The sequence below is a fragment of the Owenweeksia hongkongensis DSM 17368 genome, assembly GCF_000236705.1.
Lineage (GTDB): Bacteria > Bacteroidota > Bacteroidia > Flavobacteriales > Schleiferiaceae > Owenweeksia > Owenweeksia hongkongensis.
The window spans coordinates 2,048,208-2,072,766 of sequence record NC_016599.1; the positions used below are offsets into that span (position 1 = coordinate 2,048,208).

Consider the following 24,559-nt stretch of genomic DNA (forward strand, 5'->3'; position numbering starts at 1 on the left):
GCCCTGATGAATCAAAACTCATCAGGGCTTTGTTTTTTAGTTGTGATTGACATTAAATACTTTCACCTATGACATTATCGTTCTGATATTCAAAAAAGAAGTAACTAATGAGCTACATCAACCTAGCTACCATTTTCTTAATTTTTTCTGCTTGCCAAGCAAATTCAGAAAACGTCACCTCTATTCTTACAACATCAAATGACATTGTAGCACAAACACCAGCTCCAATATCCCACTCTCCGGGCACAACTATTTTGGAGCGATTTAATCCACCTCCCGGCTATGATAGACAACATTGCTTGACAGGTTCTTTTGGCGAATATTTGCGTAATCTACCATTAAAACCCAATGAAAGTCCTGTTCTATTTTACGATGGAAGTTTGAAGAACTCCAATAAACACGCAGCCGTCCTAGATATGGACATTGGCGACAGAGACCTTCAGCAATGTGCAGATGCAATAATGCGGATTCGTGCAGAGTATTTTTTCAAAAGAAAAGAATACGACCAAATATCCTATCATTTTGTAAATGGCTTCAGCGCTGATTATAATCGCTGGGCAAAAGGCGAGAGAATAAGTGTAAAAGGAAACACCACCAAGTGGTATGGTAACAAATCAGCAGACTACAGTTACCAAAACTTCAGAGATTACCTCACAATGGTTTATATATACGCTGGCACGGCATCACTTGAAAAGGAGTTAAAACCAAAACCAATCGCAGACCTTAGTATTGGTGACGTTTTTATTCGCGGTGGCAGCCCAGGTCATGCTATGCTTATTGTAGATGTTGCTCTAAACGAAACTGGAAAAAAAGTTTTTATGCTTGCGCAAAGCTACATGCCCGCTCAAAGCATTCACATTGTAAAAAACCTTGAAAACGAAAAAATATCTCCATGGTATGAATTAAATGAATCTGAAATGATTCTTGATACGCCTTCATGGAATTTCTACTATGCAGAGTTAAGATCATTCTAAAACAAAAAAAGCGACCAAATAGCCGCTTTTCTTCTTTCTAATATATTTCCTAATCCTCCATTTCAGCAAAGTGCTTGAAGAACTGAGGGATAGTTTCAATTCCTTTAAAGTAGTTGAAAACACCATAATGCTCATTTGGTGAATGAATGGCATCCGTATCCAAACCAAAGCCCATAAGGATAGATTTTACACCAAGCTCGCGCTCAAATAGCGCTACAATAGGAATGCTCCCTCCGCTGCGAACAGGAATCGGCTTTTTGCCAAATGTATCTTCATAAGCAGCACTTGCCGCTTTGTAACCTCTGTTGTCAGTTGGTGAAACATAAGGATCACCACCGTGATGCGGAGTAACCTCAACTGTTACAGACTTTGGACCAATGCTTTCAAAGTGATCCTTAAATAGCTTCGTGATTTTGTCCGGATGCTGATCAGGAACAAGACGCATAGATATTTTGGCAAACGCCTCAGAAGCGATTACCGTTTTGGCACCTTCGCCCATATAGCCACCCCAAATACCATTTACATCTAAAGTAGGACGGATGGATGCGCGCTCAGGAGTGCTGTAACCTTTCTCTCCGTGAACATCATTTATCTTAAGCTTGCGCTTGTAATCTTCATCGCTATGTGGAGCTTTTGCCATTTCTGCACGCTCTTCTTTTGAGATTTCAATCACATCATCATAAAAACCAGGAATGGTAATATGATTGTTTTCATCCATCAGCGAGGCAATCATCTGCGTAAGAATATTGATAGGATTGGCCACAGCGCCACCGTAAAGACCAGAGTGCAAATCACGGTTTGGCCCTGTAACTTTTACCTCAACATAGCTCAAGCCGCGAAGTCCTGTGGTAATTGAAGGTACATCATTGGCCAACATCCCTGTATCAGAAATAAGGATAACATCACTAGCCAATTTTTCTTTGTTGCGCTCTACGTACCAACCTAGGTTCACGCTTCCAACTTCTTCCTCACCCTCAATCATAAATTTCACATTGCAGGATAAAGTATTGGTTTGCATCATCACTTCAAGCGCCTTTACGTGCATAAACATTTGGCCCTTGTCATCACAAGCTCCACGAGCAAAAATGGCACCTTCAGGGTGAATATCTGTTTTCTTAATAACGGGATCAAACGGATCATTATCCCAAAGATCGATTGGATCAGCTGGCTGCACATCATAATGCCCATAAACCAAAACGGTTGGTAATTTTGGATCGATGATTTTCTCTCCGTAAACAATTGGATAACCAGGGGTAGGACAAATTTCCACCTTATCGGCACCGGCACTTTTCAGGCTTTTGCCCACTGCTTCAGCTGCCGCCATTACATCCTTCTTATAAGCCGAATCTGCAGAAATGCTAGGAATGCGAAGCAGCTCCTTCAACTCTTCTAAAAAACGGTCTTTATTCTCCTTAATATATTTTAATTGATCGCTCATATTGTAAAATTTTAGCCAAAGATAAAAGTAACATCCTACCTAAGCCCTCATTGAAAATTTAGTTTAGAATAAAGCTCACAGATCTTGACCCTTTAACGTTTATATCTACCTGTCACACTTTTATTTAGATTTGTGCCAAGACAAAACTATGCGCTATTTCCTCCTTCCTATCCTCCTTTTGCTATCGCTATGCTCATGTGACAAGCTAAAAAACAACTCCTACCATGAACCTATTATCATTAAAACAAATGCACCTGTACCGTTTGGTGATAGCCTTGCTGTATGGATAGAAAGTAATAAAGAGGGTTACAACTATAGATTATTTCACCCAACTGGATTATATAAAGGTGCTTCTTACAACACCCGAGCTTCTTATGGAAGTGATAGAGGAACCTATATTGCAGAAGCCATTGGAGACGAAACACGCACAGATTCTCTCTATGTCGACCTTATCCCATTAACTGCACCTTGTAGTCCATCCACTAATCAATTAATTGGAGACAATGGAATTTATTTTGATCTGAATAGTGCAGTTGAAACAACCCTACCAAATTATACTGTAAAGTATCAAACAGACACCACATCACTTACCCTACGCTTTAAGAAATCTAGCCGTCCACAGGGAAATGCCACTTATATCTCAACTTCCTCTACATATAGTATGTTGGAGTATGATGTATTTGTAACCATGGAATCCAATGGACAACTTCAATCATTAACTAATCAACCTATTTATGTTGAAGTAAATAATGGAACTATTTCCATCAGTCTTTGCAACTTTGCTTTAAGAGGTTACAGTCAGAAAATTTACATTGATGCCAATTTACAATTCAGTAAATAATGAGAATAACGAAAACAGAAGTTACCACCGATGTAGTAATCATCAAAATCGAGAATGGTAATAAACACATCTTACTCATTCAACGAAAAAATGATCCTCACAAAGGAAAATGGGCACTACCTGGAGGTTTTGTAGAAACAGATGAAACTATAATAACTGCTGCTGTGAGGGAATTAAAAGAAGAAACAGGGATAAAAGTATCTGAAGCCGAGCTTCGGTTTATAGGTTATTTTGATAATCCAAATCGAGATCCCCGCGGTCGTATCATTAGTTTTGCCTTTGCGGCAGAAGTTCCAGCAAAAACAAAGTATAAAGCAGCTGACGATGCAAATAAAGCTCAGTGGTTTTTACTGAATGACCTACCTGATTTGGCTTTTGATCACCAACGCATTATAGAATCTATTTAAAATATTCACACCCTGAAAATCAAAACTAAAACCTTGCGCTACCTCTATTTTTTATTTGCAACATTCCTATTACTTACTTCATGCGAAAAGCTAAAAAAAGATGATGATGACGAGGGTAGAAGAATTATAATAAAAAGTAATTCTCCCGTGAAAGCTGGGGAGAAACTGAAAGTTTGGGTTGAAGTCACCAATCCAGATTGGAATTACGAATTACTACACCCACTTGGCACTACTCATGGCACCAGTTACACTACAGACAGTGCCAATATTGGAGATGACGGTGTGTATATAGTCACAGCATCCGGGCAATCAGAAAAAAAAGATTCCATTTTAGTAAAAGTAGACAACCCTCCCATTTCGTGCACACCTCCGAACAATGCCGTAATGTATAGCAGCGGAAACATTAAACACTTTACTAGTGGGAGTAGAGAAATAACTGAACGTGGATATGAGATTTGGGTGTTTTCCGATACAGAATGGATGATGTTTCGATTTAAATCGGATGATATTCTCGATGAAACCTCTACCTATGCGTCTACTTCAAATCGTTCAAACATAAAGGAAAATCAGGTTTACTGCTACCTAATAAAATACGGGGCAACTCATGTAAATGATCCAGGTCAGCCAGTACTTGTTGAAATTGAAGATGAAAGAATGATCCTCACTGTTTGCGACTTTTTAGTGCAGTATGACACCTTCTCCGAAAGGATAGATGTTAAACTAACTTTTTCTTTATAAAAACATTCTATTCAAGTACCTCAACCTCTTTATGAAAAATCTAATTCGCTTTATTTTACTTGTCATTATAATTTCCGCATGTACCAAAGACAATGACTCTCGTGTAAGATTTAAACTAAGGAGTAATAGTCCAGTTCAGTTTGGCTCTAGCTTAAGAGTATTTGTAACATCTGAAAATGACGATGATCGCCAATATGTAATTAGCCACCCGGCAAACAGAGAGTATGATGGGAGCTACGAAACCGATAGCTCACGCGGTTCCGACAATGGGTGGTACTTTACCAGCACTTATGACGGTGATGGTAATCTAATAACTGACTCAACTCACGTTACCATAGTTCCTGCGGCAGTACCTTGCAAGCATCCAGTGGACACACTCACATCCGCCTTCTCAAATGATGACCTATATTTTTACAGTGTAAATGGCGGTATGAAAGGTACAGGTAGTTACAAGATTGATGCTTATGGCCAACATAGTGAATTAACCATGGACTTTGGCCAAAAGTCTGTTCCTACAGAATCTCGCACCTACATCTCCAAGGAGTCAAGTGTAAATAATACCGTAGACGAAGTTAGCATCCTCTTAAGATGGAATGTAATCTCTTTCACTGGTGTACCTAATCAACTTGCACATCTGGAAATGGACAGTACCAGATCAACCCTTACTTTATGTGATTTTGAAATGACTTCTGGAACCACCAAAATTCTTGTAAATACTACATTAGAATTATAAGCAGATCATTGTTTCGAATAAGCCGAAATAGCATTACTATTCCTTCAACACTTTGAACACACGATTTCCCTCACTGGAAGTGACCTCCACAAAGTAAACTCCAGCAGGACCAATCAGATCTAGCTGATACTGACTCTCCATGATAGCATAATCTTCAAAAAGCAATTTACCATGAAGGGAGTACACCTTTACGGCAAATGGGTCTGTCGCGAGTGATTCTATGGTTACGTACCCACTAGTCGGATTAGGGAAAAGTTGAACAGTCTCAGGAGAGTGATTACTTTCCTCAACCCCCACATATTCACCAAGAATCGATACATCATCTATCAAAAGAAAACTACTGGTGGCATTGGTATCGGGGCCGGCAATTTGTATAAAAATCACCATAGTATCCAAATCAGAAAAAGAGCTCCCATGAAACTCAATCGGCACCGCAAAGGGTTTATATTCATTTGGATTTGGCTCCAATGCTTCACTTCCGAAAACGTAAAAACCATAAATACCGTTGTAACAACCACTGGTAAAAATCACACTTATACCAGCATGAACATTTTGCTGAGCTCGTGAAAATTTATAATGCCCTCTAATAACCAACGGCAAGTGTGGCACTGCTTGCCCCGGACACTTCCTAAAAGTGCTGTTCCCCAAAGAATCCAAAGACAATTTTCCAAGCACCAATTGGGTGTACTTTCCTGCTTCCAGCGAAGGGGTAAGTTTTACCGCATAGTTTCCAGAATTGGCATCACTACTTTTTGAAACCCCCTCCGAGAAATTTGAACTTAGCAACCTATTTGTAGATTCCCAATGGTCAGGATCTTCTTTCCCATTTGTATTGGGCACTACATACCAATTTTCAAATCCAGCATTAGGAATTTGCTGGGCAAACATTAAAGTTGACGACAAACAGAAAAAGAATAGTAGTCGAAGCATTCTGAGTTTATTTCCCTTAAAAGTAAGGAAGCTGTTACCGCTTTATACCATCAATTATTTTACGATTTACCACGCAAATAGTACCAGCCCCAAAATACCGCCAATAATCAACAGTCGGTACAAATGGTTCAACACGCGATAATCGGCTGGCGAGCCAGCTCGGATCAGAAAAAAGATAGAAATAAATACTCCGGCACCTCCCGCCATTAGGTAGTAACTTATTCCTGAAAAGTTGGTTTTATAAAAAATTGCAAAGGCAGGAATAGCTCCCAAAAGCGCAAAGCCGGTGATGAGCCACTTGGTTTTATTAACCCCTACAGTTGCAGGCAAAGTATTGTACCCGGCAAGCACATCGCCTTTTAGAGCTTCCAAGTCTTTAATTATTTCGCGAATAAAAATCACCAACAACACAAAACTCACGTAAGTGATAATCAATAAATCTTCGAGCTGGTAATAAATGAAAATAGCAAAGAAAGGTGTGATAGAAAGCAGCGCTGCGGCCATGTTTCCCACAAAAGGGATCTTCTTTAGCTTATGCGAATAAAACCACATCAGGAAAATAAATCCACTGAAAAACAGAAATACATGAAACGAAACTAACCATGCCAACAAAGCACCGATAACGTTAAACAAAAAGTACAATCTTAGGCTGGTAGACTGCTTCACGATTTTCTCATAAAGCGTTTTATTAGGACGATTGATCATGTCCTTCTCCAAATCGTAAAAGTTATTAATCAAATAACCTCCAGCTACCGAAAACAGTGATGCAAAAACAATAAGATGAAGATTGGGATTGGTGATGGTGTTCCACCAATCGTGGTGATCATTTAGAATAAAAATTACCGCCAGATATTGGGCCAAGGCCAAAAAGAAAATATTGTACCACCTCACCATACTCAGCAAGGCCGAAAGCTTAAAGATTAGTAATCTTTGCCTCCTATTAAGTCTCAATTTAGAATCGGTGTATCAGTTCTGGCTGATGTCCCTGAAGCATGGTTTGGGCTTTCTCATAATCAAGCGTAAAGCCCAATACAAAACCACCTCCACCTGAGCCACACAGCTTCAAATAATAGGCGTTTGTTTCAATTCCTTTTTTCCACAGCTCATGCACGCTGCTAGGAATCATTGGTGTGAAATACTCAAAAACCAGATGGCTGAGTTTTTTCAAATTGCTGAAAAGAGGCTTGGTATCTCCTTTCAAAAAGGCCTGAATGCAAGCATCATTGTACTTGGTAAATTCTTCCTTCATTACGTTTCTAAAACCGTGGTTTTTCATCTTTTCCATGAAGATGTTTACCATCGGTTGAGTCTCGCCCGGTTGGCCGCTATTCAATAAAAATATAGCGCCTTTGCCTTGTCCAGGCTTTGGCAATGCCACAGTTCCCAATTCCTCTTTGGAAGAAATAAGAACGGGTAATTTCAAGTAGCAAATCAATGGATCCAAGCCACTGCTCTTACCATGAAAATAGGACTCCATCTGACCTAAAATTTTCTTTAGCTCAACTATGGAATTTTTGTCAATATCGGTATCGGGGTCAATTCGGTTTACAGCGTACTTATCGTAAATAGCTGCGCATAATGCACCACTACTTCCTACACCATATCCTTCGGGAATAGAACTGTCAAAATAGAATCCAGCTTCAATATCAGCCTCCAAACTTATAAGATCAAGAGGAGCGATAATTTCTCCACTTTCCTGAAGTTCCTTCAAATACTGAAAATACTTCTTTAGGCTGGTATTGCTCTTTTCAGACTTGCCTTCCAGCGCATCACTTTGCTTAAAAGCTCCACGATAAAAATCATAAGGAATAGACAATCCCTGAGAGTCGTTAATGATGCCATACTCCCCAAAAAGGAGAATCTTAGCATAATAAAGTGGATTCTTATTCATCTATCTAATTTTATGCGCCTTACAGCATCACGTGGCAAATATAGGGGAAAAATAGTACTAAGTACTGGGTATTAAGTATTGAGTATTAGGTATTAAGAATTTCCTTATTCCTTACTCCCTACAAACTCCGGTCCTTGCCCTACTCTATCACAAATATATCTTCCGTCTTTCAAATACTGCTTCAACTCACTATCAACAAAGGACTTAACTTTTTGTTCCGCTGTAGCGGGAAATAGCACGTGTACATTGGCGCCAGCGTCCAAAGTAAAGTAAACTGGTGTTCCCGTTTCCTTTCTATGCTCGCGAATGCGCTCAATGATATGTACGGTATTGGGCTTCATTAGGATGAATGATGGATCAGAGGTCATCATCATGGCGTGCAGCGTCAATGCTTCACTTTCTACCAGATTTCCAAAAGCTGCCAAATCTCCACTGGCTAGAATTTCAGTTAGCTTTTCAAGGTTTTCATGTGCTTGTAAAAAGCGCCTTTCGGCAAATGGGTGATTGTTCATCAAACCATGTCCGGCAGTGCTACTTACACTTTTGGCGCCCACCTCAACTAGTAAAACATAGTCGCAGAAGGTTTTAAAAACTTCATGCACTTTTCCGGTAAACGGAACGGCAAACTCATCGTTGCTTTCCGGCATTCCAGCAAAACGGCCCCATTCTACCAAACCGCCATACACCGATCGGCTGGCACTTCCTGAACCTAGCCTTGCCCACTCACTTGCCTTACGGTAAAAGTCATCTTCTTTCTTTCCAGCAATTTCTTCTTTTAGCGAAAGCAGGCAAAGCGCCAAAGCACTCATACCCGAAGCACTGGAAGCAATTCCGCTGCTATGTGGAAAGCTGTTGTGGGTTTTTATAGTAAAATGAAACTCCTTCAAAAAAGGAGCTTCATCTACAATTTGATTAAAAAACTTTTCAATCTTGGGTGCAAAGTCTGGTTTAGTCTCGCCATCCAAAATGACCTCAAAAGAAAAAGTTGCATCCGTTTTCTTGTCATCAAGAATAACTTCAGTTTCGGTGTAGCAATCATTCAGCGTAAAGCTGATGCTCGGATTGGCAGGTATCTGTTTTGGGTATTTGCCCCAATATTTTACCAAAGCAATGTTTGACGGGCTACGCCAGCTAGCAGACTTTTTCAAGGTGTTTTCTTTTTTGTGGTGAATGAATTAAGCTTCCGCAGAACGAGCTTCTGCTTCGCGATTAATTTTCTTCACCAAGCCTTGTAATACTTTTCCAGGGCCTACTTCGATAAACTCAGTAGCTCCATCCTTTATCATTTGCTGCACGCTCTGTGTCCATTTTACCGGAGCAGTAAGCTGAGCAATTAGGTTTTTCTTAATCTCTTCAGGGTCATTTACCGCTGTGGTAGTCACGTTTTGGTAAACCGGACAAATAGGCTGGCTAAAAGTGGTGTTGGCAATAGCTGCTGCCAATTCTTCTTCGGCTGGCTTCATCAATGGCGAGTGAAAAGCTCCACCCACAGGAAGCATCAAGGCACGCTTGGCACCTGCTTCTTTCATTCTTTCGCAAGCCAAAGTAACTGCTCCGGTACTTCCAGAAATCACCAACTGCCCTGGGCAATTATAGTTTGCGGCCACTACTATTCCGTCAATTTCTCTACAAACTTGCTCCACCACCTGGTCTTCAAGACCTAAAACTGCGGCCATAGTGGAAGGCTCTTTTTCGCAAGCTTTTTGCATGGCCAAAGCACGCTGAGAAACCAATCTCAATCCATCTTCAAAAGACAAAGCGCCATTAGCTACCAAAGCTGAAAACTCACCCAAAGAATGACCAGCCACCATATCAGGAGCAAAATCTCCAAGGGTTTTTGCCAAAATAACTGAGTGCAAAAACACAGCTGGCTGCGTAACTTTAGTTTGCTTCAAATCTTCGGCAGTTCCGTCAAACATAATATCGGTAATACGGAAACCCAAAATTTCATTGGCCTTCTCAAATAGCTCTTTTGCTACTTCTGAATTTTCGTAAAGGTCCTTACCCATTCCTACAAACTGGGCTCCTTGTCCAGGAAAAATGTATGCTTTCATATTTTTTTGGTACTTAGTACTGAGTACATAGTAATAAGTACTCAGTATTGAGGTTTATATTCGGCTTATTTGTGTTTTAAATGATTTTGAAGAGCATAGTTCATGCTACACACCTCATTTATTAGTTCAAAATGCTTTTGGAGATTTTCTTGTTTTGTGAATCCTAACTCTTCTGTTAATAAAAGCTGAGTTTCCAATTCATACGCTGAGCCATTGGAAATACTTAAAAAGTGGAGAAATTCCTTCGGGCTATTTCTACCTGCACCTTGAGCTATATTTGAAGGAATTGAAACTGCACATCTGTTTATTTGAGAAATCAATCCGAACTGCTCCGACTTTGGCAACTGGCTAGTTATGATGTAAGTTTCCTTAACCAACTCCATCGCCTTTTGCCAAACTTTCAACTCCTTAAACTTATGCATATCAAGATGATTTTTTGCACCAGATACTTTGTACTAAATACTCAGTACTTTGTACTTGCAGCTACTCCCCAAAATACTCCACCGCATTGTTTATCGTCTCATCAAGGCGAACCTTGTGCAGCTGAGCTCCGTGCTTTTCTATTTCAGGTTGTAATATTTTCCAGATTTCCACAGCTAGCACTTCCGTGCTGCTAAATTTCCCCTTCATAAAATCGACATCATGATTGAGGTTGCTGTGATCCAGTTTATCGGTCACCTTCTTTTGAATAATGCGCTTCAGGTCCACAAGATTCATTACAAATCCGGTATCTGGATTTATCTCGCCCTTTATGGTAACGATAAGCGTATAGTTATGCCCGTGAAAATTTTTATTGGAACATTTTCCAAAAACTTCGCGGTTCTTCTCCTCGCTCCAATTGGGATTGTACAGCTGATGCGCTGCGCTAAAGCGTTCTTTCCTTTCTATATAGATCATACGATCATTTGAAAATTTGCGCAAAGATAACTTATGCGATAGAATGTAGAATAGCTTAGGTGAAAACTAGAATTTGTAGTTACGTATTACCAACTTCCACTGGCACCGCCACCTCCAAAGCCTCCGCCTCCGAAGCCGCCAAAACCACCTCCACCAAAGCCTCCAGAAGATCCTCCACCGAAGGATGAACCACCGCCAAAACCACCAATCCAGTAGCCACCGCCACCGCGATAACCACCTGAACCTCGGCCTCCACCGCCTTTCTTACGAAGAGACATGAGCACGATAATTCCGAAAATTACGATCGCCACCCATGGGAAACGTTTGCCTTCTTTTCTACGATTAGGTTTGCCTTCAAACTCTCCGGCAAGGAGCTTTATGATTTGTGTGGTTCCTTCGTTAATCCCACCGTAGTAGTCCTGTTTTTTGAAATAGGGAATTACATAGTCTTCGATAATCAGTTTGGTTTCCAAATCGGTAAGAGCCCCTTCCAAACCATAACCATTTTGAATGGCCATTTTGCGATCATCTACCGCAACCAAAAAAACGAGGCCATTATCCTTTCCTTTCACACCAACTTTCCACTTTTGACCAAGCTCAGCAGCATAAAGATTAGGGTCTTCATCGTTTAATGTGTTAATGAGCACAACCGCAATTTGCGTAGAGGTGGTGTCATTGTAGCGAAGTAACTTTTCTTCAAGCTGAGCCCTTTGTTGTGATGACAGTGTGTTGGTAAAATCGTTTACCAACTTGGGCGGGTTTGGCCTTTCCGGAAAACGCTGACCAAAAACTGTTGCCACCATTAGCAGCAACGGAAGTATAAATTTCAGTTTATGCAAACCTTTAAGATTTTGAGATTTCATCAGGTAATTCATTGATATCATCATCGCCCTGATGGGGGAAATATTTTTTTAACGCCTCGCCCGCCATGGTAATGCCTTCTACCATTCCTTTGGTAAAATCGCCAGCTTTAAAATGGCCAACCATCACATCACGAATATTGTCCCAAAAATCAGAAGGCACAGCTTCATTAATTCCTTTGTCACCTAAAATAGAAAACTGATGATCTTGCACGGCCAGATAAAACATCACTCCATTCCGAAGCTCTGTTTTCGTCATACCTACTTCTTCAAACACTTTTTTGGCATGTTCCAAGTTGGGCTCATCCGTATGGTTTTCGAGGTGCACGCGGATTTCTCCAGAAGTCTGATTTTCGGCAGTCTTTATGGCTGCTACAATTTCCTTCTCCTGTTCTGTGGTAAAAAAGCTCTTGGCTTCTTCCTTCTTCATAGTATGAAGTGGTTTTATAAAAGAAACTCCGCCCAAGAGCGGAGTTCAATTTTGTTATTCTAAAATTCTACAGCTGGTGCATTCTCAGAACCTGCGGCAGACTGGAAGTATCCTTTTTTCTCAAAGCCACCCATTCCGGCAATAAACATTTGAGGAAACTTCTTGATGTAAGAGTTGTAACCCTGCACCGTTTCGTTGAACCTTCTTCTTTCTACAGAAATTCTGTTCTCTGTACCTTCCAATTGGCTTTGTAGCGCAAGGAAGTTTTGATTCGCTTTCAATTCAGGGTAACGTTCCACACTTACCAAAAGTCGGCTAAGAGCACCACTCAATCCATCTTGTGCCTGCTGAAATTTCTGCAATTGTTCTGGAGAAATATTATCAGCATCCACTTGCACAGAAGTAGCTTTTGCGCGCGCTTCAATTACTTGAGTTAAAGTTTCTTTTTCAAAGTCAGCGGCACCTTTTACTGTGTTCACCAAATTTGGAATAAGATCGGCTCTACGCTGATAAGAAGTTTCCACATTAGCCCATTGGCCCGCGGTGGCTTCCTGCATAGTTACCATATTGTTGTACATACCTTTAAAAGAAAAGTAAGCGATCACTACAAGAAGACCGACTACTATTAGCGCGATAAGTCCCTTTTTCATTTGAGTTTGATTGTTTTAATTTCTAACAAACTTAGGCGAAGCAATTGGTATTCCAAAGAAGCTGCTCTGCCACAAGGGCAGAATGGTAGGTAATTGGTAGAAATGGGGCGGTGAAAACCCTAAAGTTCTCTCTTTATCTCCATCAAAGCCTGACGGATCATCTTGAGCTTATCTACTACTTCAGCATTTTTGGCGGTGTCTTCGCGGTTTTCCCGCAATTTGGTTTGAGCACCTTCCAAAGTAAAACCTCTCTCTTTTACCAAATGATAAATAAGCTTGATATTATCCAGGTCTTTCAACGTAAAAAGGCGGTTGCCCTTTTTGTTTCGCTTGGGCTTAAGAATGTCAAACTCCTTTTCCCAAAAGCGTACCAATGAGGTATTCACGTCCAAAATAGCCGCCACCTCACCAATGGTGTAATAGCGCTTTTCTATTTCATCGTTCATGCTCATTAATCGAATGATTGGTTAGGCTGACTAGACATTTGAATAATTGTGCTAAACTCTTCTGGAGAAAGCTCACCGTAATAGAAGTTTACAGGATTCAATTTATCATCGTTTAACCATACTTCATAATGCAAGTGTGGACCACGGGAACGACCAGTGTTTCCAACAAAACCTATTATTTCCCCACGCTTCACTTTCTGCCCTTTACGGACATTATATTCATTAAGGTGAGCGTACACCGTGGTGTAGCCATAACCATGATCTATGCGGATATGGTTACCAAAACCACTGGCACGGTTATCCGCACGAATCACTTTTCCATCACCTGTAGCGTATACTGGAGTTCCGATTTGAGCACTAAAATCCATACCGTTGTGCATTTTACGAGCCTTGGTAAACGGATCTACACGAAGTCCAAAACCAGATGCCATCCTTTTTAAATCTTTGTTAGCCACGGGCTGAATAGCAGGAATCGCAGCTAACAACTTAGTTTTATCTTCGGCCATATCCACTATTTCATCAAAAGAGCGGCTTTGTACATAAATCTCTTTGGTAATCTGATCCATGCGTTGAGCTGTCTCTTTTATAAGCTCACTATTGTCAAACCCTTCAAGCTTTTTATAACGGTTAGCTCCACCAAATCCCGCCTTTCGAATAGTATTAGGGATAGGTTCTGCTTCAAAAATTACTCGATAAATATCATCATCCCGCTTTTGCAAACCTTCAAGCACCGCTACAGCCTGATTCATCTTCCCGTTAAGGATATCATACTGAATCTTCATATTTTCCACCTCACGGTGCAGCCGTTTTTCCTTGGGTGAATTGATAAAATTGTCAGCCACCAAATAGAATAACGCTCCCATCAAAGCTGAGGAAGCCAGAAAAATAGCGGTATTGCGTATTTTATAACGCGTCCCCTTCTCTATTTTTCGATAGGATAATGTTTTAGGGTCGTAATAGTACTTGACCTTCGCCATATTTTCTACTTTTGGCCTGCATTTCCTTAAGTGGAAATGTACAGGTTTTACAAGGTTTCAGCTTACAAATGAAAGCCTTTATAGAACTCCAAAAGTACATATTTAAGATATTTTTGTTTAAACAGCTATGGATCAATCCCAAAAATGGACCGCCCGTAAAATTCGTCAATCGTTTCTTGACTTTTTTGAAGCACGAAAACATGACATCGTTCCTTCTGCACCAATAGTGCTAAAAGGCGACCCTACACTGATGTTTACCAATGCTGGTATGAATCAGTTTAAGGATTACTTTTTGGGAAATGACACTCCAAAAAACACCCGTGTTACGGATACTCAAAAATGTCTTCGCGTAAGCGGAAAACACAATGACCTGGAAGAGGTGGGCCATGATACCTACCACCACACCATGTTTGAAATGCTGGGTAACTGGAGTTTTGGTGATTATTTTAAAACCGAAGCCATAGAGTGGGCCTGGACATTATTGACGGAAGTGTACGGTTTGGATAAAGATCGACTTTACGTTACCGTATTTGAAGGTGACAAAGAAGATGAACTTGAAAAAGATCAGGACTCTTTTAACAACTGGAAAAAATTTACCGCTGAGGATAGAATCCTTAACGGAAATAAAAAAGATAACTTTTGGGAAATGGGGGCTTCAGGCCCATGTGGACCAAGTTCTGAAATACACATCGACCTACGAAATGACGATGAGCGCGCAAAAGTAGATGCGCGCACTTTGGTAAATATGGACCATCCACAAGTGGTGGAAATATGGAACCTTGTATTTATAGAATTTAACCGCAAGGCTGATGGAAGCTTAGAAAAGCTACCTGCCAAGCACGTAGATACTGGGATGGGCTTTGAGAGACTTTGCATGGCTTTACAAGGCAAGCAATCCAATTATGATACGGATGTGTTTACTCCGCTTATCGCGAAAATTGAAAACCTCAGCGGAATCGCTTATGGTAAAGATGAACAGCAAACCATTGCAATCCGTGTAATTGCTGACCATGTACGTGCAGTGGCGTTTGCTATTGCAGATGGACAATTGCCTTCAAATACTGGTGCTGGATATGTGATCCGAAGAATTTTGAGAAGAGCTATCCGTTATGGATTCTCTTACCTTAATATGAAGGAAGCTTTCATATACCAATTGGTAGAAATTCTGGCTGAGCAAATGGGCGAATTTTTCCCGGAGATACAGTCGCAGAAGCAGTTGGTAGAGAAAGTAATTCACGAAGAAGAGAATTCGTTCCTAAGAACTTTGGAGCAAGGCCTTAGCCGCCTCGATCAAATTATTGCTGAAACTGATGGCAAAATGGTAGAAGGCGCAAAGGTTTTTGAATTGTATGACACATTTGGTTTTCCACCAGATTTGACCGGACTTATTCTTAGCGAGCAAGGGTATAGCTACAATCAAAAAGGCTATGACACCGAAATGACTTCACAAAAGGAGCGCGCACGAAGTGCCGGGAAGTTAGACACCGGAGACTGGGTAACTCTGAAGGATGATGAAAAGGAAGAATTTATTGGTTATGATTATACTTCTGCTCAGGTTTCCATTACGCGTTATCGCAAAGTAGTAGCTAAGAAAAAAGAACTTTATCAATTGGTATTTAGCCTTACTCCTTTTTACCCCGAAGGTGGTGGGCAAGTTGGTGATAAAGGGCTATTACACAATGACAATGAAAAGATTGAAATCATTGACACCAAAAAAGAGCACGGTGTAATTATTCACATTGCTGAAAAGCTTCCTGAAAATCTTGATGCTAAATTTCAGGCAGAAGTAAACACCGAGTTACGCACTGACGCATCCTACAACCACAGTGCAACGCACTTGCTGCATCAAGCTTTGCGCGAAGTGTTAGGAACACACGTAGAACAAAAAGGATCATTGGTAGCTCCAAATCACTTGCGTTTTGACTTTAGTCACTTTTCAAAAGTGACGGATGAAGAAATTCAGCAAATTGAGGATTTGGTAAATAACCGTGTTCAGAAAAACTTCTCACTAGAGGAATTCAGAAATATCCCAATAAACAAAGCGCAGGAAATGGGCGCTATGATGTTGTTTGGTGAAAAATATGGCGACACCGTTCGTGCTATTAAATTTGGCGAATCCATTGAACTTTGCGGAGGTATTCATGTAGGAGCTACCGGTGAGATTGGTTTATTTAAAATCACTCACGAAGGTGCTGTAGCTGCAGGCATTCGCAGAATTGAAGCACTTACCGGAGCTACTGCCCGAAAGTATGTGAATGAGCACATCGAAACCTTGAACACCATTAAGCAAGAACTTAAAAACGTAAAAGACCTGATTGCCGGAATCAATAGCTTGAAAGACGAAAACAGCAAGCTGAAAAAGCAAATTGAAGAACTGATTCGCGAAAAGGCAAAAGGCGAAAAAGATGTGTGGGTGAACAATGCCATTCAAAAAGATGGCTACACTTTGATTATCCAAAAAACTGCTTTGGATGGGGGCGCTGTGAAGGACCTTCTTTTCCAAATCAAAAATGAAAATGAAAATATTGCCGCTGTAATTGGCGTTGATATGGGCGATAAAGCGCAAATTGCAGTTGCCTTTAGTGACGAACTTGCCAAAGAAAAGGGCTGGCATGCGGGCAATATGGTGAAAGAACTTGCTCGTGAAATCAAAGGTGGTGGCGGTGGCCAACCATTTTTTGCAACAGCTGGAGGTAAAGACCCAGCAGGTATTGACAAAGCACTTGAAAAAGCTAAAACTCTCTTATAAATGAAAAAACTATTTACCCTCGCCCTTGTCGCTGTTGGCCTTAGCCTTAGCGCGCAGAAAAAGAAAGACGATATTGTATACTACGATGACGCCAATGTGAAGCATTCAAAGTTTGGAATTGCTTTGATAACAAACCCCAACTTTAGCGATCGTAGATTAATTAATAATGAAACCCCCGAAGGTGGCGACTTTCTATTAACCAACAATAGAGCTATAGGCTCGTTTCAGTTAAATTATGGTATTGATATAATTTATTCACTTGGCTCTGCCCTTGATATTAGTGTAGGTTTTGGCCATGGCGGTATCAGCTATAAAGTAGAAGATGTGCTAGTGAATGATTACGAATCACAACCTGGAGACACCACTACTTTTGTTGCTGATTTCACTAACTCAGCAAGGTGGTACACTATTCCCTTTAAGTTCAATTTCAATACCTCAATCAATGATATTTGGGATTTAGAGGTTGTGCCTGCTATTCAGGTTAATCTACCTTACGAATACACAAGCGAGGTAAAACCTGTGAATAGTATGATTCAGGAATATACTTATGATGGTGATGATGACCTGAACAGCCCGACTTTTACTGTAGGCTTAAGTCTTGGAGGGACCTATAAATTTGCAGACAATTGGGGGTTAATCGTTCGTGGAAACGTAAGCTATATGCTGAATGCATTAATCGAACAACCTAATTATCCTAGAGAGACAACGCTAAGTTTTGGGATAGACCTCGGCTTGAAATACAGTTTCTAAGCGAAAAAAATCATCTCGTACAAACAGTTTTCACCTCATCATCGCCAGTGCCATCATTGGCGGTGTAAGTGAAGGTAACTTGATCAAAATCCAGGTTTGCTTTTGCGTCACCATTAAAGGTGATTTCATCTGTAGTTTGCTTTACAATAATCAAGTTATACTCGTTTACCACAGCAATCAGCTCAGTATTGGGGTGATTGTAAAGCCCTCTTATAACCACCTCATCAGGAGCAGCACCCTCACCAATGGTAATGTCATAAAAAGCCGGAGCATTCCAACCTTCACGGTCATTGGCACTCCATGTGCCAATGTACCGATTTCTAAAGTCTTCAACTTCTTCCGGATCCTTTTCACAGGCCACAAATACCAAAGAGGCAAATGCTACAAGCAATAAGGACTTTACAAATTTCTTCATTTACTCTTCTTCTTTAGAAGCCTTTCCTTGATTGTGCTTCTTATTTAGGCGCTCTACTACCACTGCTGTGATATTGTAGTTTTCATTAGCCGCAAGCAAAATGCTATTTGGGTCGTAGCTCAAAATGTAGTCCAAACCGAATTCGTCCTTTACATTTTCCACTATATCCTTTAAATCATCCATTATCAAAGAATCAAGGCTGCGCTGTTCTTTCGCTAATTCAGCTCCCTTTTCATCACGATAAGCCATAAGCGACTGTTGCGATTGTTGCAAATCCATTTGTGCAGCCTGCAATTCAGCTTCACTCATATTTGGGGCCTGCTTTTGCAAAAGCTCTACATTCTGCTGAAAAACCTGTGCCTTATTGGCCATATCCTGCTCCAAAATACGAGCGCGGCCCGCCAATTTTTCCTGAAGTTCTTTATGAAGATCATATTTTCTTACTAAAGAATCAGTATTGATATACGCCACACGTACACCCTTAAAATCTTGGCCTTTCAAGTTTTCAGCTACCTCACTATCATTAGCTGGTGATATTGCGGAGCTCCCGCTGCCTGAATCTTTAATAAACAAATAGCCAACGGCTACTATTAAAACGATAATTGCTACAGTGTTAAAAGTCTTCATCAAAAAATTATTTTGCCGCGAAAATAAGCAAAAGGGATGCTATAAGACTAACGGTAAAAAAAGAGAAAGGGTGGGCTTTACTTTAAAAAAATGCAAACAAGCTATTTTCATAAATTTACCCCCATGAAAGGTGATAGCATAAACAAAGAAAATAAGAAGTTTGACATTCCAAAAAGTGGTTCTCTAGGACTTCTTGCCTTGGGCTACCGAGGTGTGCAGGCTTGGCGCAAAGTTCGTGATGGCGATGACACAGCTGATTCTTCGTCTAAAAATTAATCCTTAACATTCCTGTGGTTTTCAAACAGAGCCTTTTTGTATTTTAACCACATGAACCCACATCCCTATCCGTTTAAAAAAAGCATACAGGAATTAACCTTTGCCGATTTAGAGGAATACTTTTCGCAGAAGCGAAGGGAAAATCAGCACCTAGAGTTTAAGAGTGGGGAGGTTACGATTGACAAAATTCTTAAAGAAGTTGGAGCCTTTCTCAATGCAGAAGGTGGTGTTTTAATAATTGGCGCTCCTAGAGAACTTGAACGACCCCATGATACAGGTGTTTGCATTGGTGAACTCACCAAGTCCAGTTTTGAATCGGTAGATACGGTAAAGACATATTTATCAAATGATATAATTCCTCCGCCACCTCGATTAGAAATTGTACAGCTTCAGGATTCCACCCGCAATGTATTTGTGATTGATATTCCTGCCAGCCCAGCCGCTCCTCATCAAGTGTTGCGAAATGGAAAGTACTACTTTAGAGATGGAGATATGTCCCGTCCCGCGCGTCATCGAGAAGTGGAGAAAATGTTTGCCAACAGGCAAAATGGAAACCTGCAAATACAACTAAAACTGGACAAGGAAGTTGATGATTTAAGCTTGGCTATCTCTATTGAAAACCTAAGTTCGAAAACTGCGAAAAACATTGGTTACAAAGTGCAGTGTTTGCCGGTAAGGCAAATGGAGCGTTTTGTTGTAGAGAAATATTTTCACAAAACTCTGAACCAACATCAATCATGGAAAGACAAAGTTTCTATTCCATATAGCAGTGAGCGAATTTACATTCAGGTGGACACTTTTGGCGAAAACCTAATTACCAAAACAAAAGCAGCCTTTGTAGCAATAGCCAAGACCAGAACCGAGCTTTTGGCTACTTATTACTCTGAAGAAATAAATGCCCCGAGCCCGGTAGTTTTTTTTGAAACCAATAAATATCTTCTGGCGTAAATTCCCGTTGATTGAGTTAAACTTTTGACTAAACTTATGGTTCTATTTCAACTAATCATAACGTATGGACAACACGAATACTATTAAGGGAGTTCTCATTTTTATGGCCGTGGTTCTTAGCTTTTATCTGCTAAAAATTCTTTCCTTCATTTTTATCCCTTTTATATCCGCCATTTTTTTGGCGCTGCTTTTTACACCTCTTATGCGCTGGTTAAGGCGTAAAAAAGTTCCAAAGTGGGCGTCCGTCACTATTTCCGCTTTTATAATGCTCGTGGTGCTTTTTGGCACCTATCAACTTATTGGTCTTAGTGTAAGACAAATAACACAAGGTCAAACAGAATTTTGGGAAAAGGCTGACGAAAGTTTAACTACCACATGGGCTCCAGTCACAGACATGCTTGACATTGAAGTTTCATCTAATAATGATGAAAGCATCGCCAAAGAACTCATGGATAATGACAAAGTATCTGAATGGGTGTACAGTCATTTTGGAAGCACCATTGCCGTAGTTCAGCGGATGGTAGTTACTATCCTCATGATGCTTTTCTTTTTAATTCTTCTCCTATCTGGATCCTTAAATGTTCAACAGATTTTTGGCACTCTCGTTTTCAATAGAAAAAACTCATCAGTAAAAGCATTTAGCAAAATTGAAAGCAGCATTGTTACGTTTATAAAAGTTAAAACACTTACCAGCTTAATGACAGGAATCGGTTTTGGACTGACCTGTTATTTCTTTGGGGTAAGCTTTGCCTTGTTTTGGGGTTTAATAGCATTTGCCACCAACTATGTGCAAATGATAGGCTCCGTTGTTGTTACTATCTTCCTGGCCCTTTTTGCTTTAATCGATCTGACCGCACCGGGGTCATTTCTTGCCTTTGTATTAATCCTTGTCGGCATTCAAGTTTTGGTAGGAGGTGTTTTAGAGCCCATTTTTATGGGGCAATCTTTTAGGATAAACACCATTACCGTACTCGTAATGCTTATGCTGTGGGGCTACATTTGGGGTGTTGCAGGGCTTATTCTTTCTGTTCCAATTACCGTAATGCTCAAAATTATTTTTGAGCAATTCAAAAGTACCGAGGTAATTGTAAAGGTGATGGAGTAATGTAAAAAGCTCTGTACAGCTACACACCAAATTGGTTAAGGTGATGATCCAAATGCTTGTAGAACATAGTGTTCCATTGATCGGTTCTTAGTTTCCCAAAAGAGAGTGACTCCTTATTGCCGAAATGCGCTCCACCCAATTCTTGTGTCTGCCTAATGTAACCTATCAGCCGTGCTTTCTCAGCATCAAAATCTTTGCTTCCGGTAATCAAAAAAGCTGGGGCCGTACGTGAGTTTCTCTTGTAAGGGGCTGGACCTACCACCGTGTTTTTCACAAATACCTTTAGCATAAATTTTACCACACCCTTTGGCTTGGGAAATTTATCCGTGTACACCATTTCGTAGGTTACGCAACAATGCGCCAGCATTTGACCTACTGACATTTTACCCCACTGTGGCTGTGTTTCGGGTGTAAGTTTACCTATTCGCTCCACTATTTCATCACTTACTTCTTTGGTAAAAATATCAGGGTAGTCCATTTTTTTTCTTTATTATTCTAAAACACAAATCTAAACCAATGCTTCACTTATCTAGTTTTTGATTTAGCTTTTCCACTTCCTAAGCTTCAATCAAAAAACATTTTAGCTTTGAACAAAAGCTTGCTCCTTTTTTTATGACAGACGTAGCCCAGTTTCACAACCTTTCTCACCTATTCATTTCGCTAATTGGCGCAATCGTATTACTAGCTATTTATCGCAATATTCGCAAGCGCTTTGGTAGCCTGCTGGCCGAAGACGAATCACAAAAGCGTGTGGATAGAGGTTTGATTTACCTGAGCCTTGCCATGCTCGTGTGGGTCGTTTCTGGCTTTGACTCTTACTTGGCTTATCACTTTAATTTTCAAACATCACCCTTCCAAGTTTTAATTATCAGTCTGCTTTCTATTGCCAATAATTTCTTTTTGCTGCTGGCACTTTTCTATTTTCAGTATGCACCCTCGTTTGTTTATGAAAGCAAAAAGGGCGGACGTGTAATCTTGTCCATCATTATTTTGGTAACCCTACTAACCTTGGGCGCTGCCTTGGCGGACAAACCCATGATTTATTTTGGACTTAGCCTAAAAGCCCTGCCAGACCTCTTGCTTTCTGCCCTTATTTCGTTTCTACTCATTATATCTTTGTACCGCACTTTTTTGCATCGGGGCTTACCGGTGGTTGCAGTTATTTCCTCTATTGTGGTAATGCTTATGCTAGCCTCTCAACTGCCCGAGGTCTTTTTATTTTTAAAGAATGACTTTGCAGTGTACCTGCTCAAGATAGTTTCCAAAACCTCCTTGATTTTTATTTTCCTGGTATTGGCTACCACTTGGGTCATTCAGCTGGCAAATACCCCACGGCCCACCGAAATGCGTATTCACTTTTTAGACTGGTCACTTATAAAACTTACCATTCCATCTAAAAACATCGAAGACCAAACGGTGGATTTTAGTTCCAAAACCACTCAGTTCAGCAATCTTTTAAAATTTGCCATAAGGCGAAAATATGGTGCTGCCGAAATGCAACCGATGGTGGTAGGTGCAGCTGGTGAAATTAAAAACCAAACCTATCTCACCCGCATCCTCGAAAACATAAATGAGATATTAAACCAAAGCCCTGAAAATGCACTGGAGCGCAAGGACCTTTTCACCTTTTTGGGCGAAGGAAAGTACAGAATCCGAATGCTGCCGCAGGATATTTTTATAGACGATGCCTTGCTAAGCGAATTTGCAGCTAATGCCAAAAACCCCCAGTACCAAAGCATTTTAGACCAAACATCGAGCGGTTACAAAAAATAACATTGTGTTATTTTTTACTATTCATTGTCACAACACTTCATCCTCGTAAGCCGTCTTTCATTATTTGGCCATTCATTATAAATGAAGCTAAAATGAAAGCACAAGAAAGTACAAGCGCCCCCGAAATGATGGGGCATCCCAAAGGTTTATTTTATCTCTTTTTTGCCGAATTGTGGGAGCGGTTTTCCTTTTATGGAATGAAAGCCCTGCTGGTGCTTTACATGATAAAGCAGCTCCTCTTTACCGATGAAATGTCCTTTGGCGTATTTGCCGCCTATATGTCGCTGGTGTATGTTACTCCACTCATTGGCGGTATGCTGGCCGATAAATTTTTAGGCTTCCGCAAAGCAATAATTATCGGTGGCGTATTTATGACTTTGGGCCACCTGCTCCTCACCATAGAAATGCCCGTTTTCTTTTACGGTTCACTTGCGCTTATCATTGTGGGTAATGGTTTTTTTAAGCCCAATATTTCCACTTTCGTGGGAAGCTTGTATCACAAAAAAGACCCTCGTAGAGATTCGGGCTTTACCATTTTTTATATGGGAATAAATATTGGCGGTGCGCTAGCTCCTTTACTTTGCGCATTGGTTGCCGAAATGTACGGTTGGCATTATGGTTTTATCCTTGCCGGATTGGGCATGATAACTGGCCTTATCGTTTTTTACAGAGGTATAAAAAGTGGCGTATTTGGAAACCATGGACTTCCTCCTTCTCAAGAAATTTACAACCAAAAAGTAGCTGGCTTAAACCGCGGAAACCTCATCGCCCTTTTATCCTTTCTTAGCGTTCCCTTATTTGCGCTTGGCATTTATCTTCACCATTATGAGCATTTTATTGTGTGGCTGGCAGCCTTCCTCATTGTTGGCGTTTTAGTTCAGATTTATCTAAAATCTGATAAAGTTGAAAAAAGCCGCCTGATTGTAATTGGCTACCTCACCATGCTTATGACCTTGTTTTGGGCTGTGTTTGAGCAAGCCGGAAGTTCACTCACCTTGTTTGCTGATAGAAATGTGAATCTCATTTGGCTGAGTGCCGCACAAACCAATAGCATTAATTCTCTCTTTATAATTGCCCTCGCCATTCCATTTTCTGCACTTTGGGCTTACCTCACCCGCATAAATCGCAATCCAAACTCAGCCATAAAATCAGGAATGGGCCTTCTATTTCTTGGTATTGGTTTTTTGGTTTTCGCACTCTCCGCCCGTGATGTGGATGCACTTGCCCGGACACCTATGTTTTACCTCTTTGCTGGCTATTTTATTCTTACCATTGGCGAACTCTTCATCTCTCCAATCGGACTTTCTAAAATGACGGAGCTTTCGCCTACAAAGTATGTTTCCTTTGTAATGGGCGTGTTCTTTTCGTCATCCTTTTTTGGGCATTTCTTTGCAGGAAAAATAGCCTCGCTCACCGCACTGAAAAAAGGAGAGGTAAATATATTTTCAGAAGGATTTTTTGGAAAAATCACCGCTTGGGTCACCGGCCTTGATTATACACAAATTACTACAGCCAATGTTCCAGGTTTTGAACAGCTCTATTCATACGTTTCGGTGTATGCCGGTTTTGGCGTGCTTATGGTTTTACTCGGCCTTTTGGCCATTGTGATTTCACCGATTATTAAAAAGCTGATGGGTGGAATTAATTGAT

The 24,559-nt window shown here is 40.6% G+C and carries 28 protein-coding genes; 12 read left to right on the top strand and 16 right to left on the bottom strand.

From position 1 onward, the window contains the following. Positions 1-107 precede the first annotated feature (107 nt). Positions 108-974 carry a DUF4846 domain-containing protein gene (locus OWEHO_RS09155; RefSeq protein ID WP_014202192.1) on the top strand — a complete coding sequence of 289 codons (867 nt, stop codon included), beginning with the start codon at positions 108-110 and terminating at the stop codon, positions 972-974. Between the two features lie 49 nt (positions 975-1,023). On the opposite strand, the gene OWEHO_RS09160 is transcribed toward OWEHO_RS09155, so the two are convergent. Beyond that, positions 1,024-2,412: a dipeptidase gene (locus tag OWEHO_RS09160; protein WP_014202193.1), complete on the bottom strand. Its 1,389-nt coding sequence runs from the start codon at positions 2,410-2,412 to the stop codon at positions 1,024-1,026. 148 nt (positions 2,413-2,560) lie between these two features. On the opposite strand from OWEHO_RS09160, the gene OWEHO_RS09165 reads away from it, so the two are divergent. Genes OWEHO_RS09165 through OWEHO_RS09180 form a run of 4 tightly spaced genes read left to right on the top strand, consistent with a single transcriptional unit; the run spans position 2,561 to position 5,131 of the window. After that, positions 2,561-3,253 (top strand): hypothetical protein, encoded by a 693-nt coding sequence (locus tag OWEHO_RS09165; protein WP_014202194.1) that lies wholly within the window; start codon positions 2,561-2,563, stop codon positions 3,251-3,253. Then, positions 3,253-3,660: an NUDIX domain-containing protein gene (locus OWEHO_RS09170; protein ID WP_014202195.1), complete on the top strand. Its 408-nt coding sequence runs from the start codon at positions 3,253-3,255 to the stop codon at positions 3,658-3,660. Before OWEHO_RS09165 ends, OWEHO_RS09170 begins: the two co-directional genes overlap by 1 nt. A 33-nt stretch (positions 3,661-3,693) precedes the next feature. Beyond that, positions 3,694-4,398, top strand: a complete 705-nt coding sequence (locus tag OWEHO_RS09175; protein WP_014202196.1) for a hypothetical protein — start codon at positions 3,694-3,696, stop codon at positions 4,396-4,398. Positions 4,399-4,429: 31 nt separating this feature from the next. Then, positions 4,430-5,131, top strand: a complete 702-nt coding sequence (locus OWEHO_RS09180) for a hypothetical protein (protein WP_014202197.1) — start codon at positions 4,430-4,432, stop codon at positions 5,129-5,131. Positions 5,132-5,167: 36 nt separating this feature from the next. On the opposite strand, the gene OWEHO_RS09185 is transcribed toward OWEHO_RS09180, so the two are convergent. The 12 genes from OWEHO_RS09185 to OWEHO_RS09240 form a co-directional block, all read right to left on the bottom strand. After that, positions 5,168-6,061, bottom strand: coding sequence for a T9SS type A sorting domain-containing protein (locus OWEHO_RS09185; RefSeq protein WP_014202198.1), 894 nt, complete (start codon positions 6,059-6,061; stop codon positions 5,168-5,170). Between the two features lie 66 nt (positions 6,062-6,127). Further along, a complete protein-coding gene (locus OWEHO_RS09190) occupies positions 6,128-7,012 on the bottom strand; it encodes a geranylgeranylglycerol-phosphate geranylgeranyltransferase (RefSeq protein WP_014202199.1) in 885 nt (294 codons plus the stop codon). 1 nt (position 7,013) lies between these two features. Continuing rightward, a complete protein-coding gene (locus tag OWEHO_RS09195; protein WP_014202200.1) occupies positions 7,014-7,952 on the bottom strand; it encodes a mevalonate kinase family protein in 939 nt (312 codons plus the stop codon). A 104-nt stretch (positions 7,953-8,056) separates the two neighbouring features. Beyond that, a complete protein-coding gene (mvaD, locus tag OWEHO_RS09200) occupies positions 8,057-9,100 on the bottom strand; it encodes a diphosphomevalonate decarboxylase (RefSeq protein ID WP_014202201.1) in 1,044 nt (347 codons plus the stop codon). A gap of 27 nt (positions 9,101-9,127) precedes the next feature. Beyond that, positions 9,128-10,006, bottom strand: coding sequence for an ACP S-malonyltransferase (fabD, locus tag OWEHO_RS09205; protein WP_014202202.1), 879 nt, complete (start codon positions 10,004-10,006; stop codon positions 9,128-9,130). A gap of 65 nt (positions 10,007-10,071) precedes the next feature. Beyond that, positions 10,072-10,428 (bottom strand): four helix bundle protein, encoded by a 357-nt coding sequence (locus OWEHO_RS09210; protein WP_014202203.1) that lies wholly within the window; start codon positions 10,426-10,428, stop codon positions 10,072-10,074. Positions 10,429-10,489: 61 nt separating this feature from the next. Continuing rightward, complete coding sequence (locus OWEHO_RS09215) at positions 10,490-10,903, bottom strand: 6-pyruvoyl trahydropterin synthase family protein (RefSeq protein WP_014202204.1); 414 nt, start codon at positions 10,901-10,903, stop codon at positions 10,490-10,492. An 86-nt stretch (positions 10,904-10,989) separates the two neighbouring features. Beyond that, positions 10,990-11,742, bottom strand: coding sequence for a TPM domain-containing protein (locus tag OWEHO_RS09220; RefSeq protein ID WP_223252678.1), 753 nt, complete (start codon positions 11,740-11,742; stop codon positions 10,990-10,992). A 4-nt stretch (positions 11,743-11,746) separates the two neighbouring features. Then, positions 11,747-12,193, bottom strand: a complete 447-nt coding sequence (locus OWEHO_RS09225; protein WP_014202206.1) for a TPM domain-containing protein — start codon at positions 12,191-12,193, stop codon at positions 11,747-11,749. Positions 12,194-12,252: 59 nt separating this feature from the next. Then, complete coding sequence (locus tag OWEHO_RS09230) at positions 12,253-12,843, bottom strand: LemA family protein (protein WP_014202207.1); 591 nt, start codon at positions 12,841-12,843, stop codon at positions 12,253-12,255. 119 nt (positions 12,844-12,962) lie between these two features. Beyond that, on the bottom strand, positions 12,963-13,295 hold the full coding sequence (locus OWEHO_RS09235) for a MerR family transcriptional regulator (RefSeq protein WP_014202208.1): 333 nt from the start codon (positions 13,293-13,295) through the stop codon (positions 12,963-12,965). Continuing rightward, positions 13,295-14,266, bottom strand: a complete 972-nt coding sequence (locus OWEHO_RS09240) for a M23 family metallopeptidase (protein WP_014202209.1) — start codon at positions 14,264-14,266, stop codon at positions 13,295-13,297. The genes OWEHO_RS09235 and OWEHO_RS09240 overlap by 1 nt, the downstream gene beginning before the upstream one ends. Positions 14,267-14,393: 127 nt before the next feature. Between OWEHO_RS09240 and alaS the strand changes: the two genes are divergently transcribed. Further along, positions 14,394-17,015: an alanine--tRNA ligase gene (gene alaS, locus OWEHO_RS09245; protein ID WP_014202210.1), complete on the top strand. Its 2,622-nt coding sequence runs from the start codon at positions 14,394-14,396 to the stop codon at positions 17,013-17,015. Next, positions 17,016-17,765 (top strand): hypothetical protein, encoded by a 750-nt coding sequence (locus OWEHO_RS09250; protein WP_014202211.1) that lies wholly within the window; start codon positions 17,016-17,018, stop codon positions 17,763-17,765. A 10-nt stretch (positions 17,766-17,775) separates the two neighbouring features. Here the strand turns inward: OWEHO_RS09250 and OWEHO_RS09255 are convergent, their stop codons facing one another. After that, entirely contained in the window at positions 17,776-18,180 is a 405-nt protein-coding gene (locus OWEHO_RS09255) for a hypothetical protein (protein WP_014202212.1), read from the bottom strand. Continuing rightward, positions 18,181-18,807 (bottom strand): OmpH family outer membrane protein, encoded by a 627-nt coding sequence (locus tag OWEHO_RS09260; protein WP_014202213.1) that lies wholly within the window; start codon positions 18,805-18,807, stop codon positions 18,181-18,183. A 123-nt stretch (positions 18,808-18,930) separates the two neighbouring features. Here OWEHO_RS09260 and OWEHO_RS18495 point away from each other — a divergent pair, with 123 nt between their 5' ends. The 3 genes from OWEHO_RS18495 (at position 18,931) to OWEHO_RS09275 (ending at position 21,136) form a co-directional block, all read left to right on the top strand. Beyond that, positions 18,931-19,083 (top strand): hypothetical protein, encoded by a 153-nt coding sequence (locus OWEHO_RS18495; protein ID WP_014202214.1) that lies wholly within the window; start codon positions 18,931-18,933, stop codon positions 19,081-19,083. Between the two features lie 51 nt (positions 19,084-19,134). Continuing rightward, positions 19,135-20,031 (top strand): AlbA family DNA-binding domain-containing protein, encoded by an 897-nt coding sequence (locus tag OWEHO_RS09270; RefSeq protein WP_014202215.1) that lies wholly within the window; start codon positions 19,135-19,137, stop codon positions 20,029-20,031. Between the two features lie 64 nt (positions 20,032-20,095). Then, complete coding sequence (locus OWEHO_RS09275) at positions 20,096-21,136, top strand: AI-2E family transporter (protein ID WP_014202216.1); 1,041 nt, start codon at positions 20,096-20,098, stop codon at positions 21,134-21,136. A 19-nt stretch (positions 21,137-21,155) separates the two neighbouring features. On the opposite strand, the gene OWEHO_RS09280 is transcribed toward OWEHO_RS09275, so the two are convergent. Then, positions 21,156-21,614 (bottom strand): DUF1569 domain-containing protein, encoded by a 459-nt coding sequence (locus tag OWEHO_RS09280; RefSeq protein ID WP_014202217.1) that lies wholly within the window; start codon positions 21,612-21,614, stop codon positions 21,156-21,158. A gap of 134 nt (positions 21,615-21,748) precedes the next feature. On the opposite strand from OWEHO_RS09280, the gene OWEHO_RS09285 reads away from it, so the two are divergent. Beyond that, positions 21,749-22,909 carry a GlsB/YeaQ/YmgE family stress response membrane protein gene (locus OWEHO_RS09285; RefSeq protein ID WP_014202218.1) on the top strand — a complete coding sequence of 387 codons (1,161 nt, stop codon included), beginning with the start codon at positions 21,749-21,751 and terminating at the stop codon, positions 22,907-22,909. 92 nt (positions 22,910-23,001) lie between these two features. Then, positions 23,002-24,558, top strand: a complete 1,557-nt coding sequence (locus OWEHO_RS09290) for a peptide MFS transporter (protein WP_014202219.1) — start codon at positions 23,002-23,004, stop codon at positions 24,556-24,558. The last annotated feature ends 1 nt before the right edge of the window (position 24,559 follow it).